This is a genomic window from Pseudomonas sp. BIGb0164 (assembly GCF_024810135.1).
In the GTDB taxonomy this organism is placed as follows: Bacteria; Pseudomonadota; Gammaproteobacteria; order Pseudomonadales; family Pseudomonadaceae; genus Aquipseudomonas.
In genome coordinates, this window is record NZ_JANUEA010000001.1 from 289054 (window position 1) to 308165 (window position 19112).

The 19112-nt window shown below is 61.3% G+C and carries 16 protein-coding genes; 13 read left to right on the forward strand and 3 right to left on the reverse strand.

Annotated features, from left to right (window positions below; all coding sequences use genetic code 11):
• Nucleotides 1–6: 6 nt before the first annotated feature.
• Together M2394_RS01115 and M2394_RS01120 are read left to right on the forward strand one after the other, a co-directional pair.
• Nucleotides 7–348, forward strand: coding sequence for a cupin domain-containing protein (locus M2394_RS01115; RefSeq protein ID WP_176998327.1), 342 nt, complete (start codon nucleotides 7–9; stop codon nucleotides 346–348).
• A 60-nt stretch (nucleotides 349–408) separates the two neighbouring features.
• Nucleotides 409–1488 carry a polyamine ABC transporter substrate-binding protein gene (locus tag M2394_RS01120; RefSeq protein ID WP_178924855.1) on the forward strand — a complete coding sequence of 360 codons (1080 nt, stop codon included), beginning with the start codon at nucleotides 409–411 and terminating at the stop codon, nucleotides 1486–1488.
• 800 nt (nucleotides 1489–2288) lie between these two features.
• On the opposite strand, the gene M2394_RS01125 is transcribed toward M2394_RS01120, so the two are convergent.
• Nucleotides 2289–3074 carry a helix-turn-helix transcriptional regulator gene (locus M2394_RS01125; protein WP_178924857.1) on the reverse strand — a complete coding sequence of 262 codons (786 nt, stop codon included), beginning with the start codon at nucleotides 3072–3074 and terminating at the stop codon, nucleotides 2289–2291.
• Between the two features lie 200 nt (nucleotides 3075–3274).
• Between M2394_RS01125 and M2394_RS01130 the strand changes: the two genes are divergently transcribed.
• The 8 genes from M2394_RS01130 to M2394_RS01165 all read left to right on the forward strand — a co-directional run bounded on the left by M2394_RS01130 (nucleotide 3275) and on the right by M2394_RS01165 (nucleotide 13964).
• Nucleotides 3275–4639, forward strand: a complete 1365-nt coding sequence (locus M2394_RS01130) for an APC family permease (RefSeq protein WP_259171336.1) — start codon at nucleotides 3275–3277, stop codon at nucleotides 4637–4639.
• Between the two features lie 9 nt (nucleotides 4640–4648).
• Nucleotides 4649–5752, forward strand: coding sequence for a P1 family peptidase (locus M2394_RS01135; protein WP_178924861.1), 1104 nt, complete (start codon nucleotides 4649–4651; stop codon nucleotides 5750–5752).
• A 367-nt stretch (nucleotides 5753–6119) separates the two neighbouring features.
• Nucleotides 6120–7553 (forward strand): serralysin family metalloprotease, encoded by a 1434-nt coding sequence (locus M2394_RS01140; protein ID WP_178924863.1) that lies wholly within the window; start codon nucleotides 6120–6122, stop codon nucleotides 7551–7553.
• 48 nt (nucleotides 7554–7601) lie between these two features.
• Nucleotides 7602–7970: a protease inhibitor Inh/omp19 family protein gene (locus tag M2394_RS01145; RefSeq protein WP_259171337.1), complete on the forward strand. Its 369-nt coding sequence runs from the start codon at nucleotides 7602–7604 to the stop codon at nucleotides 7968–7970.
• Between the two features lie 103 nt (nucleotides 7971–8073).
• On the forward strand, nucleotides 8074–9825 hold the full coding sequence (locus M2394_RS01150; RefSeq protein ID WP_259171338.1) for a type I secretion system permease/ATPase: 1752 nt from the start codon (nucleotides 8074–8076) through the stop codon (nucleotides 9823–9825).
• Nucleotides 9822–11135, forward strand: a complete 1314-nt coding sequence (locus M2394_RS01155; RefSeq protein ID WP_178924869.1) for an HlyD family type I secretion periplasmic adaptor subunit — start codon at nucleotides 9822–9824, stop codon at nucleotides 11133–11135. Before M2394_RS01150 ends, M2394_RS01155 begins: the two co-directional genes overlap by 4 nt.
• A gap of 2 nt (nucleotides 11136–11137) precedes the next feature.
• On the forward strand, nucleotides 11138–12466 hold the full coding sequence (locus M2394_RS01160) for a TolC family outer membrane protein (RefSeq protein ID WP_259171339.1): 1329 nt from the start codon (nucleotides 11138–11140) through the stop codon (nucleotides 12464–12466).
• Between the two features lie 67 nt (nucleotides 12467–12533).
• A complete protein-coding gene (locus M2394_RS01165) occupies nucleotides 12534–13964 on the forward strand; it encodes a lipase (RefSeq protein WP_259171340.1) in 1431 nt (476 codons plus the stop codon).
• Here the strand turns inward: M2394_RS01165 and M2394_RS01170 are convergent, their stop codons facing one another.
• The gene (locus M2394_RS01170) at nucleotides 13965–14237 is read right to left on the reverse strand and encodes a hypothetical protein (protein ID WP_178924876.1); all 273 of its coding nucleotides are present in this window, start codon (nucleotides 14235–14237) and stop codon (nucleotides 13965–13967) included.
• Nucleotides 14238–14428: 191 nt separating this feature from the next.
• Here M2394_RS01170 and M2394_RS01175 point away from each other — a divergent pair, with 191 nt between their 5' ends.
• Complete coding sequence (locus M2394_RS01175; RefSeq protein ID WP_176998315.1) at nucleotides 14429–14593, forward strand: hypothetical protein; 165 nt, start codon at nucleotides 14429–14431, stop codon at nucleotides 14591–14593.
• Between the two features lie 178 nt (nucleotides 14594–14771).
• On the opposite strand, the gene M2394_RS01180 is transcribed toward M2394_RS01175, so the two are convergent.
• Nucleotides 14772–14996, reverse strand: a complete 225-nt coding sequence (locus M2394_RS01180) for a YgdI/YgdR family lipoprotein (protein ID WP_178924878.1) — start codon at nucleotides 14994–14996, stop codon at nucleotides 14772–14774.
• A 187-nt stretch (nucleotides 14997–15183) separates the two neighbouring features.
• On the opposite strand from M2394_RS01180, the gene M2394_RS01185 reads away from it, so the two are divergent.
• Together M2394_RS01185 and M2394_RS01190 are read left to right on the forward strand one after the other, a co-directional pair.
• Nucleotides 15184–16830, forward strand: coding sequence for a VRR-NUC domain-containing protein (locus M2394_RS01185; RefSeq protein ID WP_259171341.1), 1647 nt, complete (start codon nucleotides 15184–15186; stop codon nucleotides 16828–16830).
• Nucleotides 16827–19082, forward strand: a complete 2256-nt coding sequence (locus M2394_RS01190; protein WP_259171701.1) for an ATP-dependent DNA helicase — start codon at nucleotides 16827–16829, stop codon at nucleotides 19080–19082. Before M2394_RS01185 ends, M2394_RS01190 begins: the two co-directional genes overlap by 4 nt.
• Nucleotides 19083–19112: the final 30 nt, after the last annotated feature.

Here is a 19112-nt window from a genome sequence, read left to right on the forward strand (position 1 = left end):
AAGCCCATGAGCATCACTCAATTCAAAGACACGCTGAACGCCCACTTGCCCGACTCGTCACCGGTGGCCGTGCCCTTGGGCGAGCCCATCGCCGTGGCCTCGACCTTGAGCGTTGAGCGCAGCGACGGCGTCGAAACCGGCATCTGGGAATGCACCCCGGGCGTCTGGCGTCGGCAGATCAAATCCCAGGAGTTTTGCCACTTTATCCAGGGCCGCTGCACCTTCACCCCTGACAACGGTGAAATCGTTCACATAGAAGCCGGCGACGCACTGATGTTGCCGGCCAACAGCACCGGGATCTGGGACATCCAGGAAACCGTGCGCAAGACCTACGTGTTGATCCTGTAACGCTTTGATCCTTGATCGCCTGCCATAAAAACAGCCCTAAAACCGCCAGGAAATCGAACCATGAAAGCCATTGCCCTGTTGCCCTTGATGTTGGTGGCCTCTATCAGCCAGGCCGCCGAGACGGTGAAGATCTACAACTGGTCGGACTACATCGCGCCGGACACCACCAAGAACTTCCAGAAAGAAACCGGCATCGCCTTTACCTACGACGTGTACGACAGCAACGAAACCCTCGATGGCAAGTTGATGACCGGTAAATCCGGTTATGACGTGGTGTTTCCTTCCAACCACTTCATGGCCCGGCAGATCCAGGGCGGGGCGCTGAAAAAGCTCGACAAGAGCCAGTTGCCCAACTGGAAAAACCTCAACCCGGTATTGCTCAAGGCCCTGGAAACCAACGACCCGGGCAATGCCCATGGCTTCCCGTACCTGTGGGGCAGTACCGGCATCGGCTACAACATCGACAAGGTCAAGGCGGTACTGGGCGACAACGCGCCGGTGGATTCCTGGGACCTGATCTTCAAGCCCGAGAACATGGCCAAGTTGCAGAAGTGCGGCGTGGCAATCCTCGACAACGGCCCGGAGCTGCTGCCGGCCGCGCTGAACTACCTGGGCTTGCCGCACCACAGCAAGAAGGCCGAGGACTACAAGAAAGCTGAAGACCTGCTGATGAAAGTGCGGCCTTACGTGGCGTACTTCCACTCCTCGAAGTACACCGCTGACCTGGCCAATGGCGACATCTGCGTGGCCGTGGGCTTCTCCGGTGACATCCTGCAGGCTGAAAGTCGCGCCAAGGAAGCCAAGAACGGCGTGAACATCGGCTACAACATTCCCAAGGAAGGCGCCGCGATCTGGTTCGACATGGTCGCCATGCCCGCCGACGCCCCCGACGAAAAAGCCGGCTACGCGTTCATGAACTACCTGCTGCGCCCGGAAGTCATGGCCAGCATCACCAACTACGTACACTACGCCAACGGCAACGCCGCCGCCGACAGCCTGGTAGACCCGGCCATCAAGGCCGACACCAAGGTGTACCCGAGCCCGGACATGATGGGCAAGCTGTTCGCACTGGAAGCGATGCCGCTGAACATCGACCGGATTCGTACACGGGTGTGGAACACCATCCGTACGGGTCGCTGAGGTTGGATGTCACCCCGCCAAACCCGTAGGAGCCCGGTTTGCCGGCGATAGCGCCCGCAAGATCGCCATCGCCGGCAAGCCGGACTCCTACAGGTCGTGGGGTGTCAGGGGGTTTCCAGGTCATGCCCCAACGACTGGATAAACAAAGAAAACAGATCCGGCTGTGCATCGCGTGCAGATGCATCTGCGACAATGGCTATAAGTAATCCACTTTTTATACTGCCATTTCTGACAGGTTCTTTTTTTTAGTTTTCCCCCTATTTTATTCACTCGTCGTTTCAGCACACAGCTAGGGGTGAGATATGAATAGGACAGCTTTAGAAAAAGTACTCAACACTGACGGGTTCACCGGGTCATGGGCTGGGGTGATAACCGATCCCGACGAGACCACCAGGCACGTTCAATCCGCTACGGTCTACCATGACCAGCAATTCGGAGAGGAGCGGTGTATCGGACAACAAGGTACTGAGGACAGGTGGCAAGCTTTCCAGGTGACACTCGCAGGTGATACTCCCAGTGGCTTGCTCAGCTTGGGAGATGGCAAGCTTCTGGGAATGTATTACAAACCTTTTGAATCGCCTGACTCCGAGCCGGCAGAGGAAGGCTCTGCCGTGTTTTCCAGAGGAAGTAACGGTTTGCTAAGCCTTACCGGGGTGACTTTCAAGTCAGCCAAAGGTCGACGGGTTGACTGTAACCTGATCATAGAGGGCCAGGCTGATTAAGGGATGGGCGTCGAGGCTGATCATCACTAGGATTCGCGTATCAAAGCCTGTCGTCTTCGATGATCCAGACTCGCTCGTTCAGGGATTCTCCAGGTCATGCCCCAACGACTGGATAAACAACGAAAACAGCTCCGGCTGTGACGAAATATCCAGCTTCGCGTACAAGTGCCGACGGTGCACCTTCACCGTGTCCGGCGAGATATTCAGGCGTTCGGCCATGGCCTTGGATGAAAACCCGCGCAATACCAGCCGCGCCACTTCCAGTTCGCGGTCCGACAGCACGCCACAGCCGAAATGACTCAACGCATCGCGGATCTGGCTGTCCATCGCTGCGGGGCGTTGGGTGCTTTGCTGCCAATGCTGCTGCATCAACGGCAATACCCAATTCGCCACCGTAGTCATCAGCCCGGTCTCTTCGGCACTGAACCGCCGCTGCATGCCCAATGACAACGACAAGGTGCCCGCACCCGGCAGTTGCAGGATGAACTGCACCTCGTCTTCCAGCACGTTGTCGTGGAAGTAATTGAGGAAGTACTCACTCTGGCGAAAATGGTCCGGCGCGACTTCCTCCAGGCGGTACACGCCGCTGGCATAACCCTCGCGGCAGGCCTGGAAAAATGGGTCGAGCAAATACAGGCCATTGAGGTACACCAGCATCGACGCCGGCTTGCTGCTGGGCTGGGCGTCATACTCTTCCAGGGCCTGGGGCGGGCCGTCGGCCGGGTAGAAAATCGCCAGGGCGTTATCGAATGGCAGGCAGTGGTGCAACAACAGCACCAGCTGTTTCCAGAACCGCTCTGTGCCGATGTGCGCGACGGTGCGCCCCAACCCGGCATGCAGGCCGACTTCTTGAAACAGGCTCATGTGACAGGCTCCCGCCAACCCAAAGATCGGCCAAGGGTTCGGCTTTTGCCGGGTGGCGTCAAGGGGAGTACGCCAATAGGGGAATTGGCTGACATGAACGCCCTGTTTATGGTTGCCATCATTCAGCGGGAAACATATCTCGCGATATTCAGACGTTTCGTTTCTGCCTCACACCAAAAACAACGACAGAGGATAACGATATGAGCACTTCCCCCACGCCCGATGGCGTGCTGAAACCCACCTTGAGTGTCTTCGACGTGGTCGCGATTACCGTCTCGGCGGTGACCCCGGCCAGTTCCGTATTCGTGATCGCGCCCTTTGCCATCCAGCAGGCCGGCAGCGGTGTGTTCCTGGCCTTTGTGATGGCCGCCGTGCTCGCGCTGATGTTTGCCTTTTGCTACGCCGAGCTGGGCCGTGCCCATAACAGCGCGGGCGGTGAATACGTGTACGCCAAGCGCGTGTTTGGCGGCATGGCCGGGTATGCGACGTTTTTGACGGTGCTGGTGATGCTGTTGTTTATCCCGCCGGTGTTGGCCACCGGCGCGGCGACTTATCTGAATAACGCCCTGGGTACGACGTTCGATTCACAAACCGTCGCCCTGGTCATCGTGGTGTGCAGTTACGCCCTGGGCATCCTCAATATCAAACTCAACGCCTGGATCACCGGCACCTGCCTGTTGCTCGAAGTCGCTGCGCTGCTGGTGATCGTGTTTCTCGGCTTCGGCAACCCGGTGCAGCCGGCCAGCGTGTTGTTCCAGCCACAGATCGTCGAAAACGGGGCGCTGCACCTGGCACCCTGGGCCTTGGTCATCGGCGCCGTGGGCATCGGCCTGTTCTCGTTTAATGGCTACGGCCCGGCGGTGCTGCTGGCCGAAGACATGAAATGCGGCGGCAAAGGCGTGCACAAGGCCGTGCTGTGGTCCCTGGGGCTGGTGGTGATCATCGAGTTGGTGCCGATCACCGCGCTGCTGATCGGCGCGCCGTCCCTGAGTGCGATGATCAGCAGTCCCGACCCGATCGGTTATCTGCTGACCAGTCACGGCAACGAAACCCTGTCACGCCTGGTCAGCGCCGGGATCTTCCTGTCGGTGTTCAACGCGATTGTCGCCATCGTCATCCAGATCGGCCGCGTGGTGTTCAGCAGTGGCCGCGATGCACTGTGGACGCCAGGCATCAACAAGCTGTTCACCCGTATTCACCCGCGCTGGGATTCGCCGTGGTTGGCTACGCTGTTCCTGGCGATTCCCTCGGCACTGTTGAGTTTCAGCTCCAACCTGGCGGACCTCACCTCGTTCAGCGTATTGCTGATCATGCTGGTGTACCTGGTGGTGGCGTTGAGCGCCTTGATGAGTCGGGTATTGCTGCGGGACCGCGAGCATCCCTATCGCATGCCGCTGTGGCCCGTTCCGGCGCTGCTGGCGGTGCTGGGTGCGGGCTACCTGCTGGTGACCCTGGTGGCGGCAGCGTCGGTGCGCGACATCATGATCATCGTCGGCTTGCTGGCCCTGTCGGTGATTCTGTATTGCATCAGTGGCCGGTTGAGTCCGGCGTTTCAGAAATTGTAAGGAGTGGTTATGCGTGCACGTCAATTGGGCATCACCTTGGGGCTGGGCATGCCCGGCGAGTTGAATGCCATCACCGATGTACCGGGGGTGCGGGTCGGTCACACCACGCTCAAGACCCGTGTCGACGGCAAACAGGTGCGCACCGGGGTGACGGTGGTGCAGCCGCGTGCCGGAGAGGCGCGGCAGCAACCCTGTTTTGCCGGGTACCACGTGCTCAATGGCAACGGCGACGCCACGGGCCTGGAGTGGATCAGCGAAGCCGGGCTGTTGACCACGCCGCTGGCCATCACCAACACCCACAGCATCGGCATCGTGCGCGATACCCTGATCGCCCTGGAGCGTGAGCGCCTGGCGGACCCGGCGGTGTACTGGTGCATGCCGGTGGTGATGGAAACCTACGACGGCCTGCTCAATGACATCTGGGGCCAGCACGTCAAACCCGAGCATGTGCGCCAAGCCCTGGAAAGTGCCGAAGGCGGCCCGGTGCAGGAAGGCGCGGTGGGCGGTGGCACCGGCATGATCTGCCACGAATTCAAGGGCGGCATCGGCACGGCGTCGCGGCGCCTGACGGCCGAGCAGGGCGGCTGGACCGTCGGCGTGCTGGTGCAGGCCAACCATGGCAAGCGTCAAGAGCTGCGGGTGGATGGCTACCCGGTGGGGCGCACGTTGATGGACATCCCGTCACCGTTCGCGGAGCGCGGCACGCCGGGCATGGGCTCGATTGTGGTGATCATCGCCACCGACGCACCGTTGCTGCCTCACCAATGCAAGCGCCTGGCCCAGCGCGCGTCCATCGGCATTGCGCGCACGGGCGGCGGCACCGAGGATTCCAGCGGCGACCTGTTCCTGGCATTCGCCACCGGCAACACAGCATTACCGCCCGCCGACTACGGGCGCAAGGATTTGCCCCTGAGTACCGCGCTGCACATGGTCAATAACGACCATATTTCTCCGCTGTTCAGCGCCGCCGCCGAGGCCGTGGAGGAGGCGATCATCAACGCGATCCTGGCCGGGGAAGACATGCTCACTGACGACGGTGTGACAGTGCCGGGCTTGAAAGCCGAGACCTTATTACAGGCATTGCGCACGACAGGTTGGAGTGTGTCCCGGTAATAGGGGGCAACTCTGATTATTAAGATAACTAGTGGCTCTTTAATGTTGCCAATGACACCGTGACAATATATTGGATCCATTAATTAAGTCCGCCATTAGAGCGGGGCGGCTTTAGCGGTATTTAATATTTAAATAAGGGGTGTATGTTTTTTGTCGGACAAACTCAAGGCGGCCCAGCAAATACTGGATTTGACTTGCGAGAAATATTAGTTGGCCAGTTTTTAAAGCGGGAAATAGATGTAGACGAATGATTTCAAGTTGTGTCAGTTTTCTTACGCCTTCAAAAGAGGCGAGTGATAGGACGATCTCGCCCGCGGGGTTCCTATCGAACAAAGACTGATGCACTTGCAAACAAGGAAGTACGTTTATGTCAAAAGTGAAAGACAAAGCTATTGTATCTGCCGCGCAAGCCAGCACCGCGTACTCGCAAATCGATAGCTTCAGCCATCTGTACGACCGTGGCGGCAACCTCACGGTCAATGGCAAACCGTCCTACTCCGTGGACCAGGCAGCCACCCAGCTGCTGCGGGACGGCGCGGCGTACCGGGACGTCAATGGCAACGGCAAGATCGATCTGACCTACACTTTCCTCACCTCGGCCTCCTCGAGCACCATGAACAAACATGGCATCTCCGGGTTCAGCCAGTTCAACGCCCAGCAGAAAGCACAGGCCGCACTGGCCATGCAATCCTGGTCGGACGTGGCCAACGTGACCTTCACCGAGAAGGCCACCGGCGGTGACGCCCACATGACCTTCGGCAACTACAGCGGTGGCCAGGACGGCGCAGCGGCCTTCGCTTACCTGCCCGGCACCGGCGCAGGCTACGACGGCACCTCGTGGTACCTGACCAACAGCAGCTACACGCCGAACAAGACGCCGGATCTCAACAACTACGGCCGGCAGACCCTGACCCACGAAATCGGCCACACCCTGGGCCTGGCTCACCCTGGTGACTACAACGCCGGGAACGGCAACCCGACCTACAACGACGCGACCTATGGACAGGACACGCGCGGCTACAGCGTCATGAGTTACTGGAGCGAGAGCAACACCAACCAGAACTTCAGCAAAGGCGGCGTCGAGGCTTACGCTTCGGGCCCGCTGATCGACGACATTGCCGCGATCCAGAAGCTCTACGGCGCCAACTACAGCACCCGCGCCGGCGATACCACCTACGGCTTCAACTCCAACACCGGGCGTGATTTCTACAGCGCTACGTCCAACGCCGACAAGCTGGTGTTCTCGGTGTGGGACGGTGGTGGCAACGACACCCTGGACTTCTCCGGTTTCACCCAGAACCAGAAGATCAACCTCAATGAGGCCTCGTTCTCCGACGTTGGCGGCCTGGTGGGCAACGTGTCCATCGCCAAGGGCGTCACCATCGAGAATGCCTTCGGTGGTTCGGGTAATGACCTGATCATCGGCAACAACGCAGCGAACGTCATCAAGGGCGGTGCCGGCAACGACATCATCTACGGCGGTGGCGGTGCGGACCAACTGTGGGGCGGGGCCGGCAACGACACCTTCGTCTACGGGGCCAGCTCGGACTCCAAGCCAGGCGCGTCGGACAAGATCTTTGACTTCACCTCGGGTTCGGACAAGATCGACCTGTCCGGCATTACCAAAGGTGCAGGCCTGACCTTCGTCAATGCGTTTACCGGGCATGCCGGTGATGCTGTACTGACCTACGCGGCAGGCACCAACCTGGGTACATTGGCAGTCGACTTCTCGGGTCACGGCGTGGCGGATTTCCTCGTCACCACCGTCGGCCAGGCAGCGGTCAGCGATATCGTGGCGTGATGTAAAGCGCGCGGCGCTACGGCGCCGCGCACTTGGAAGGAGCTGGAAATGCCGCGTTTTTCTCATTTGATCGCCTGTGTTTCACAGGTGTTGTTCGTGTCGGCAGGAGCCCACGCAATGGCGAGCAGTCTCGTGTTACCCACCACCGCCCAATTGGCCGGGCACTGGGCGTTGAAGCAACAGGACCAGGTCTGTGCCCTTGACCTGCTGGAACAGGCCAATGCCCTGGGCGGCGATGTGGCCTGTGCAACCCAATGGCTGGGCGACACGCCCCGGAGCTGGTCACCGACGCCGGACGGGATCTGGCTGATGAATGCCGAAGGCACCGGTATTACCCACTTGAACCGCCAGAAAGACGGCCAATACCAGGGGCGCACTCCGTCGGGCACCATCCTGATATTGCAGCGCACGCCTTAGTTGTTCGTTATAAACATATAACTTGATTTTATTAGTTGGCTGTCCCTTGTTCTGGGGGTGGGCAACTATTGCGCGCAATTAGGTTCAAGGAAGATCAAAACATATGGCCAAGCCCCATGCCGTTGCGCCCTTGTTCAAGGCGCTGGGTGAATACAAGAGCATTTTGATCAGCATTGGCTGTTTTACCGCATTGATTAACCTGCTGATGCTGGTGCCGTCGATTTACATGCTGCAAGTGTATGACCGCGTACTGTCCTCCCAGAATGAAACCACCCTGGTGATGTTGACGTTGATGGTCGTGGGCTTCTTTGCCTTTATTGGCACCCTGGAAGTCATCCGCAGTTTTATCGTGATCCGTATCGGCAGCCAGTTGGAGCGGCGTTTTAACTTGCGCGTCTATAAAGCGGCGTTCGAGCGCAACCTGCAACGCGGCCAGGGGCATGCCGGGCAGTCCCTGGGGGACCTGACCCACTTGCGCCAGTTCATCACCGGACCTGCGCTGTTCGCGTTCTTCGACGCGCCGTGGTTTCCCATCTACCTGTTCGTGATTTTCCTGTTCAACGTGTGGCTGGGCGTATTGGCCACGGCGGGCGCGGTGCTGCTGATCGGCCTGGCGTGCCTTAATGAATACATGACCAAAAAACCGTTGGGGGAGGCCAGTGGCTTCTCCCAGCAGTCCACGCAACTGGCCACCAGCCATTTGCACAACGCCGAGACCATCCAGGCCATGGGCATGCTCGGTGCGTTGCGCAAACGCTGGTTTGCCGTGCATTCGCAATTCCTCGGCTTGCAGAACCAGGCCAGCGATACCGGCTCGGTGATCACCTCGCTGAGCAAATCCCTGCGCCTGTGCCTGCAATCGTTGGTGCTGGGCCTGGGCGCGCTGCTGGTGATCAAGGGCGACATGACCGCCGGGATGATGATCGCCGGCTCCATCCTGATGGGCCGTGTACTCAGCCCCATCGACCAGTTGATCGCGGTGTGGAAGCAATGGAGTTCGGCAAAGCTGGCCTACCAACGCCTGGACGACCTGTTGCGCGAGTTTCCCCCGGAAGCTGAGCAGATGGCGTTGCCAGTGCCCAAGGGGCAGGTGAGTTTCGAGCACGTCAGTGCCGGGCCGCCCGGGCGGCGCGTGGCGACCTTGCAGCAGGTCAGCTTCAACCTGGGGGCCGGCGAAGTGTTGGGTGTGCTTGGCGCCTCGGGTTCTGGCAAGTCCACCCTGGCCCGCGTGTTGGTGGGTGTGTGGCCGACCCTGGCAGGCATCGTGCGCCTGGACGGTGCCGACATCCATCGCTGGGACCGTGATGACCTCGGCCCGCACATTGGTTATTTGCCCCAGGACATCGAACTGTTCAGCGGCAGCATCGCCGACAACATCGCGCGCTTTCGCGACGCCGACCCCGAGCAGGTGGTCAAGGCGGCTCAACAAGCCGGGGTGCATGAGCTGATCCTGCGTTTGCCCCAGGGCTACGACACTGTGCTGGGGGACAACGGCGGCGGGTTGTCGGGCGGGCAGAAACAACGGGTTGCACTGGCCCGCGCGTTGTACGGCGCGCCGCGCCTGATCGTGCTGGACGAACCCAACTCCAACCTCGACACCATCGGCGAAGCCGCGTTGGCCAGCGCCATTGTGCAGATGAAGGCCCAAGGCAGCAGCGTGGTGCTGGTCACCCACCGTTCTTCGGCGTTGGCCCAGGCCGACAAATTGTTGGTGCTCAACGAAGGCCACCTGCAGGCGTTCGGGCCAAGCCAGGACGTGCTGCGAGCGTTGTCCGGGCAGCAGGAAACCCCACGGGAAAAGGCCGGCGTGAGCCTCAGCCGTCAGTATCAAGCCGCAAGGAACCCCGGCGCATGAGTAGCCTTACTGTTGAACCGCGTTTTGAACAACGCGACGCACGCTTTTTTGTACGCATGGGCTGGCTGCTGACCGTGGTCGGTGCCGGCGGCTTCTTCCTGTGGGCCAGCCTGGCGCCGCTGGACCAGGGCATTCCAGTGCAGGGCACGGTGGTGGTCTCGGGCAAGCGCAAGGCCGTGCAAACCCTCAGCCCCGGCGTGGTCAGCCGCATTCTGGTGCGCGAAGGCGAGGCGGTGAAGCAGGGCCAGCCGCTGTTTCGGCTCGACCAGACCCAGAACCAGGCCGATGTGCAATCGCTGCAGGCCCAGTACCGCATGGCTTGGGCCAGCGTCGCCCGCTGGCAGAGCGAGCGCGACAACCGTGCCAGCATCCTCTTTCCGGTCGAGTTGAGCAGCAACCCCGACCCAGCGCTGGCGCTGGTGCTGGAAGGTCAGCGCCAACTGTTCAGCAGCCGCCGCGAGGCATTTGCCCGCGAGCAGGCCGGTATTCGCGCAAACATTGACGGTGCCACCGCGCAACTGGGCGGCATGCGCCGAGCGCGCAGCGACCTGACCGCTCAGGCCCAGTCCCTGCGCGATCAACTTAGCAACCTGCAGCCCTTGGCCGACAACGGCTACATCCCGCGCAACCGCTTGATGGAATACCAGCGCCAGCTGTCCCAGGTGCAACAGGACCTGGCGCAGAACACCGGCGAAAGCGGCCGCGTGGAGCAGGGCATTGTTGAATCGCGCCTCAAGCTGCAGCAACACAGCGAGGAGTACCAGAAGGAAGTGCGCAGCCAACTGGCCGACGCGCAATTGCGCAGCCTGACCCTGGAGCAGCAACTGACCTCGGCGGGTTTCGACCTGCAACACAGCGAAATCAACGCGCCGGCCGACGGCATTGCGGTCAACCTGGGCGTGCACACCGAAGGCGCCGTGGTGCGCGCTGGCGAAACCCTGCTGGAAATCGTGCCCCAGGGCACGCGCCTGGAAGTGGAAGGGCATTTGCCGGTGCACCTGGTGGACAAGGTGGGCACCCACTTGCCCGTGGATATTTTGTTCACCGCCTTCAACCAGAGCCGTACACCCCGCGTGCCGGGGGAGGTGAGCCTGATCTCTGCCGACCAGATGCTCGATGAAAAAACCGGCGCGCCGTACTACGTGCTGCGCACCACCGTGAGTGAGGCGGCGCTGGAGAAACTCCACGGCCTGGTGATCAAGCCGGGCATGCCTGCCGAGATGTTTGTACGTACCGGCGAACGTTCGCTGCTCAATTACCTGTTCAAGCCGCTGCTCGATCGCGCCGGTTCTGCGTTGACCGAGGAATGAGCATGAAGCCTGTGTTCCTCGCCTTACTGTGCCTGTGTTCCAGCGCCGAGGCGGCCATGGGGCCGTTTGATGTCTACGAGCAGGCGTTGCGCAACGATCCGGTGTTCCTCGGTGCCATCAAGGAGCGCGATGCCGGCCTGGAAAACCGCACCATCGGCCGTGCCGGCTTGCTGCCCAAGCTGTCCTACAACTACAACAAAGGCCGCAACAACTCCCAGGCCACCTTGCCCGACGGGCGCGGCGGCAATTACCACGATGACCGCAACTACAGCAGCTACGGTTCTACCTTCAGCTTGCAGCAGCCGTTGTTCGACTACGAAGCCTATGCCAACTACCGCAAAGGCGTAGCCCAGGCGCTGTTTGCCGACGAGAGCTTTCGCGACAAGAGCCAGGCGCTGTTGGTGCGAGTGCTGACCTATTACACCCAGGCGCTGTTTGCCCAGGACCAGATCGACATCGCCCGCGCCAAGAAGAAGGCTTTCGAGCAGCAGTTCCAGCAGAACCGGCATCTGTTCCAGCAGGGCGAGGGTACCCGCACCGACATTCTGGAAGCAGAGTCACGCTATGAGTTGGCTACCGCAGAAGAGATCCAGGCCCTGGATGAACAAGACGCATCGCTGCGCGAGCTGGGCGCGTTGATCGGTGTGCAAAGCGTGAATATCCAGGACCTGGCGCCGCTCAACCCGAGCTTCGCCGCGTTCGCCCTGGCACCGGCCAACTACGACAGCTGGCACGAGCTGGCGATCAGCAATAACCCGACGCTGGCGTCCCAGCGCCAGGCCGTGGAGGTGGCGCATTACGAAGTGGAGCGCAACCGTGCCGGGCATTTGCCCAAGATCACCGCGTATGCCAGCTCACGCCAGCAGGAGTCCGACAGCGGCAATACCTACAACCAGCGCTACGACACCAACACCATCGGCGTCGAAGTCAGCATGCCGCTGTATGCCGGTGGCGGCGTCTCGGCCGCGACACGCCAGGCCAGTCGCGCCATGGAGCAGGCCGAGTACGAGCTGGAAGGCAAGACCCGCGAAACCCTGATCGAACTGCGCCGTCAGTTCAGCGCCTGCTTGTCGGGCGTCAGCAAGTTGCGCGCCTATCAGAAGGCCCTGGCTTCGGCCGAAGCGCTGGTGGTGTCGACCCAGCAAAGCATCCTCGGTGGCGAACGGGTCAACCTCGATGCGCTGAATGCCGAGCAGCAGCTCTACAGCACCCGTCGCGACCTGGCCCAGGCCCGTTACGACTACCTGATGGCCTGGACCAAATTGCATTACTACGCCGGCAACTTGCGTGACACCGACCTGGCCAAGGTGGACGAAGCCTTCGGTCATTGATTCGTGTAGGAGCCGGCTTGCCGGCGCCCACAGTGGGGTTTGTACAACAACAAAAAGAGGCGCTGCGATGGGAATCTTCGACTATAAAAACCTCGGCTCCGAGGGCTCCAAAGCGTTGTTTGCCGATGCCATGGCGATCACGCTGTATTCCTACCACAACCTGGATAACGGCTTTGCCGTGGGCTACCAGCACAACGGTTTGGGGCTCGGCTTGCCGGCCACCTTGGTCGGTGCGCTGCTGGGCAGTACTGATTCCCAGGGGGTGATCCCGGGCATTCCGTGGAACCCGGACTCCGAAAAGGCCGCGTTGGAAGCCGTGCAAAAAGCCGGTTGGACGCCAATCAGTGCGAGCACCCTGGGTTACACCGGCAAGGTGGATGCGCGAGGCACGTTCTTCGGCGAGAAGGCCGGCTACACCACGGCGCAAGTCGAGGTGTTGGGCAAGTACGATGACGCCGGCAAGCTGCTGGAAATCGGCATCGGTTTTCGTGGCACCTCGGGCCCACGGGAAACCTTGATCAGCGATTCCATCGGCGACCTGGTCAGTGACCTGCTGGCGGCGCTGGGGCCCAAGGACTATGCGAAAAACTATAGCGGCGAGGCCTTTGGCAACTTGCTCAAGAACGTCGCTGACTACGCCAGCGCCCACGGCCTGAGCGGCAAGGACGTGGTGGTCAGCGGCCACAGCCTTGGCGGTTTGGCGGTGAACAGCATGGCCGACCTGAGCACCAACAAATGGGCGGGTTTCTACAAGGACGCCAACTACGTTGCCTATGCGTCGCCGACCCAGAGCGCCGGGGACAAGGTGCTCAATATCGGCTATGAAAACGACCCGGTGTTCCGCGCACTGGATGGCTCATCCTTCAACCTGTCGTCGCTCGGTGTGCACGACAAACCCCACGAGTCGACCACCGACAATATCGTCAGCTTCAACGATCACTACGCGTCGACCTTATGGAATGTGCTGCCGTTTTCCATCGTCAACCTGCCCACCTGGATCTCCCATTTGCCCACCGGCTATGGCGATGGCATGACGCGTATTGTGGAATCCGGGTTTTACGACCAGATGACCCGCGATTCCACGGTGATCGTCGCCAACCTGTCCGACCCGGCGCGGGCCAACACCTGGGTGCAGGACCTCAACCGCAACGCCGAGCCCCACAAGGGCAACACCTTCATCATCGGCAGCGACGGCAATGACCTGATCCAGGGCGGCAAGGGGGCTGACTTCATCGAAGGCGGCAAGGGCAACGACACGATCCGCGACAACAGTGGCCACAACACCTTCCTGTTCAGCGGGCACTTTGGCAATGACCGCATCATCGGCTACCAGCCCACCGATACGCTGGTGTTCAAGGACGTGCAGGGCAGCACCGACCTGCGCGACCACGCCAAGGTGGTCGGCGCGGATACGGTGCTCACCTTTGGTAACGACTCGGTCACCCTGGTGGGCGTGGGCCATGGGGGCCTGTGGGCCGACGGTGTGGTGATCGGCTGATCAACGCCAGTGCTGCCCCCGCCAACCGCCACCCCAATAGGGCCGGTGGGGGTAGCCATAGCCGTAGCCGTAATAGTGATGCGGATAGTAATAAGGCCGCGGGCCGTAGCCCCAATGGCCGTAATACACCGGTGGCGGCGGTTGCTGCACCACGATCACCCGGGGCGGCTGGCGAATGATGAGGGTGTCGGCAAACGCCGGCGCGCTGGCCAGGGCCGCCAGGGTCAGGGGAATGAGTAAAAGAGCGCGTACCGTTCGGGACATGAGTGCCATGGCCGTCGTTCCTCCGTTCTGCCGCCTTCGACGTTGAAGGGGCTTACCGGTTAAACGCGACAGTGGGGCAAATCCTTCGGTAAAAAAATCTTCACTGACCGGCGGGCCGATGCCGCGACGGATTGCCCGGGGCTCACACGTTCAATGACTACCTGCGAGAGGTTTCGCGCGTCATGTGTGAGGAATTGAGCATGTCTCGACTTCGATTGTTACTGTGCGCCGTGGTGCTGCTGGGGTTGGGCGGGTGTGCGGTGTACCCGGCCTATCCGGGGCCATGCTGCTACCGGCCGTACTACCACTCCTACTACTACCATCCCTACTATCACCCGTATTACCACCCGTACTACCGGTATTGACACCCATGCGCTCCAACAAAAAGCCCCGCCGATGCGGGGCTTTTTCATGGTCACGACGGTTTGCGCTGCGCGACCGGTCGGTCGTTGTAGTGGGCGGGCTTGCCCCGCGCGGCGGTGTATCAGGTCAATACAAGGGGGCCTGGTGTACCGCGGCGCGGGGCGAGCCCGCTCACTACAATCAGTTTTCCTTGCGGACGGTGGCGACGTCGGAGGCCTTGACTCGCACGTGTTTGCCGGCGATGTCGACGAACTCGTAGAAACCGTCGGCGGTGTTTGTCTTGGGCTGATCCTTGGTCAGGTACTGCGTACCGTTTTGCAGCGTCACGACGGTTTGCGTTGCGCAACCGGCCAAAACCAGAAAAGTGAGTGCAACCAGCGGCAGACCCAAATTCTTCATGCTCATAACCCTACCTTTAACCTTGAAAAGTCCCGCACCAGACGGCAGCGGGCAACAAATGTTACGCGATGAATGCTTGTATCTGATCACTTTAAAACTAAAAGTTGCGTGCGCCATTTATCTATTACCGATTGCAACACGCCCTTTGGGGCGGCAATCTGTATGCATAACCAGTGTTCGAATCCCTCGTGAAATGGCCAATCCCCTCGACGATCCGCTCTATTACCTGCATAACTTCCGGCAAGTGCTGCTCTGGCTGGGGCAACGCTATGCCGATTTGCTCGACCCTGACGAACAGCATTTCATTCAGCATTTTGACAGCTTGCCCCAGGCCTCCCAGGCGTTATTGGTGCGCATGGTGATGCGCAAGGGCATGCATTTTCGGGCGAGCAAACTCAATTACGTGGAAGTCGGCTGCACCCACGCGGCAACCGCGCCGCTGGTGCAGTTGGGTTGGGTGGATGAGCACAGCCCCCTGACCTTTGAAACACTGTTCGCCTTGCTGCAAAAAGGCGAGGTCTTGGCAGTCTTCAAGCCGTGGATCGAGCAGCCCAAGGCCAACAAGGCCGATTGGCTCGAGGCCTTGGCCGCACAGTTCACCGAGCTTCGCAGCTTTACCCAGTGGTGTCCGCACACCACCGACACGCTGTACAGCCTCACCGTGATGGACCTGTGCGACCGCCTGCGCCTGATGTTCTTCGGCAACCTGCACCAGGACTGGTCCGAATTCGTGCTGGCTGACCTGGGCATCTACACCTACGAAAAGGTCGAGTTCTGCGCCGAATCCCGTGGCTTGCGCAGCCGTGACGACGTGCACGGCTACCTGTTCCTGCACGGGTGTCAGCAGGCGTTTGAAGCCGGGCTGGCACTCGACCAGGTGTTGGCTCACATCGCCACGCTGCACACCGACAACCCCTGGCTGGAAAAACGCCGCGCCAAGCTGTTGTTCCAGATTGGCCAGTACTGCGAGCGCAGCGCCGAGTTGGACCTCGCCGAGCAGATTTACCGGCAATGTGCCTATCCCGGGGCACGTTCGCGGCTGATCCGCGTACTGGAGCGCCGCGAGGACTACGCCCAGGCCATGGCCCTGGCCTGTACCGCACAGCAGGCCCCGGAAAGCGCCGCCGAACAGCAGCACCTGCTGCGCGTGTTGCCCCGGCTGCGACGCAAGCTGGGTGAGCCACCGTTGCCCAAGGCCAAGCCCCGGGCGGTCACCCGACTGGACCTGGCGCTGGCACCACCCGATGAGCTGATGTCGGTGGAATATTGCGTGCAGGCGCACCTGAGCGAGCCGGACGCGCCGGTGCATTACGTCGAGAATGGCCTGATCAACTCGTTGTTCGGCCTGCTGTGCTGGGAGGCGATTTTCGCACCGTTGCCCGGCTCGTTTTTCCATCCGTTCCAACGCGGCCCTGCAGACCTGCACAGCGAAGACTTCCACCAGCGCCGCGCCGCGCTGTTCGCCGCCTGCTTCGAGCAACTGAGGGATGAACGCTACAAGGCCACGATCCGCCAGCGCTACGCGGACAAGTGGGGCATTCAGTCGCCGTTCGTGTTCTGGAACCTGCTCAGTGACGAGCTGCTGGAGCAAGCCCTGGCCTGCCTGCCCGCCGAGCACCTGCGCTACTGGTTCGAGCGCCTGCTGCTGGACATTCGCGCCAACCGCGCCGGCATGCCCGACCTGATCCAGTTCTGGCCGGCCGAAAAGACCTACCGCATGATCGAGGTCAAGGGCCCGGGCGATCGCCTGCAGGACAACCAACTGCGCTGGTTGGAGTTCTGCGGTGAATACCAGATGCCGGTGACGGTGTGCTACGTGCGCTGGGCAGAACCCGCTTGAGCTACAGCGTGGCGGTGCGCGCGCTGTGTGAGTTCACGGCGAAGGTGGGCGACCTGGACCTGCGGTTTACCCCGTCGCCCAGTGCCCAGGAAGGTATCGTCGGTCACCGCACCGTGGCCTCGCGGCGCAGTGCGCACTACCAGAACGAAGTGGCGCTGGAAGGCGAGTACCTGCAACTCAAGGTGCGGGGCAGGGCAGACGGCTACGATCCGGACGCCAATCGCCTGGAAGAAGTGAAAACCTATCGCGGCGACCTCGACGCCCAGCCCGCCAACCACCGGCAACTGCACTGGGCCCAGGTCAAGGTGTACGGCTGGTTGATGTGCCAGAAGCTGGGTCTCGACGCCATCGACCTGGCGCTGGTGTACTTCGACATCGTCGGCGAGGGCGAGACCCTGCTGAACCAGCGCTACCCGGCCGCCGAACTGGAGGTCTTCTTCAATCAGCAATGCGCGTTGTTCCTCGGCTGGGCCACGCAGGAAATGCAGCATCGCGACGCGCGCAACAGCGCCGCCACCACCCTGGCGTTTCCCCACGCCGGGTTTCGCCCCGGCCAACGCGTGCTGGCCGAATCGGTCTACAAGGCCGTGAGCACCGGCCGTTGCCTGATGGCCCAAGCGCCCACGGGCATTGGCAAGACCGTCGGCACGATCTTCCCGCTGCTCAAGGCCCTGGCGCCCCAGCAGCTGGACAAGGTGCTGTTTCTCACCGCCAAGACCCCGGGGCGTAAGCTGGCGTTGGACGCAGCGCAGGTGTTGTACGACAGTCACCCCGACCTGCCGCTGCGGGTGTTGGAACTGGTGGCCCGCGACAAGGCCTGCGAACACCTGGACAAGGCCTGTCACGGCGATTCCTGCCCGTTGGCCAAGGGCTTTTACGATCGCCTGCCGGCTGCCCGCGAGGCCGCTTCTCAGGTGCGCCTGCTTGACCAGCGCAACCTGCGCGAGGTGGCTTTGGCCCATGACGTCTGCCCCTATTACCTGAGCCAGGAAATGGCGCGCTGGACTGACCTGGTGGTCGCTGACTACAACTACTATTTCGACTTCGGCGCCATGCTCTTCGGCCTGGCCCAGCTCAACCAATGGCGCGTCGCCGTGCTGGTGGACGAGGCGCATAACCTGGTGGAACGTGCGCGCGCGATGTACAGCGCCAGCCTCGACCAATACAGCCTCAAGACCCTGCGTGACACCGCGCCCGAAGCGCTGAAAAAGCCCCTGCAACGCCTCAACCGCGAGTGGAACGCGCTGCATAAGGAACAACTGGCGCCGTATCAGGCCTACGCAACCCGGCCCGACAAACTGCTGCAGGCCTTGAGCCTGTGCACAGGCGCCCTGGGCGACTACTTCAACGACCATCCCGAATCCCTCACCGGCGACCTGCAGGCGTTCTATTTCGAGGCCCTGCAATTTGCCAAGGTGGCGGAGCTGTTCAACGAACACTTCATCTTCGATATCAACAAGCGCCAGTTCAGCGGCAAGCGCAGCAGCTCGACCCTGTGCCTGCGCAACGTGGTGCCGGCCGAGTTCCTGCGGCCCAGGCTCACAGCGGCGCGCAGCAGCGTGCTGTTTTCCGCCACCTTGAGCCCACAGCGCTACTACGCCGACCTGCTCGGCTTGCCACCGGACACGGCGTGGGTCGACGTTGAGTCGCCGTTCAAGGCCGAGCAACTGACGGTGCGCATTGTCGATCAGGTGTCCACGCGCTTTGCACACCGCGAGGCGTCGCTGGCGCCCATCGTCGCGTTGATCGCCGCCCAGTTCGCAAAAAAGCCCGGCAACTACCTGGCGTTTTTCAGCAGCTTTGATTACCTGCAACAGGTGGCGCAGTTATTGGCCGAAACGCACCCGCATATTCCCTTGTGGCAACAATCACGGGGTATGGCCGAGGCCGAGCGGCAGGCCTTCCTCGACCAGTTCACCGAGCACAGCCAGGGCATCGGTTTTGCCGTGCTCGGTGGCGCCTTCGGTGAAGGCATCGACCTGCCTGGCGCACGTTTGATCGGTGCCTTTGTCGCCACCCTCGGGCTGCCGCAACTGAACCCGGTCAACGAGCAGATGAAGCTGCGCATGGGCGCCATCTTCGGTGCCGGCTACGACTACACCTACTTGTACCCGGGCCTGCAGAAGGTGGTGCAGGCGGCCGGCCGGGTGATCCGAAGCCAGCAGGACGAAGGCGTGGTGATGTTGATCGATGACCGTTTTGGCGAGCCACGGGTGCGTCAGTTGTTGCCGCAGTGGTGGGCAGTCGGTTGATGTATTCCTGGCATCAATGATGCTGGCCTC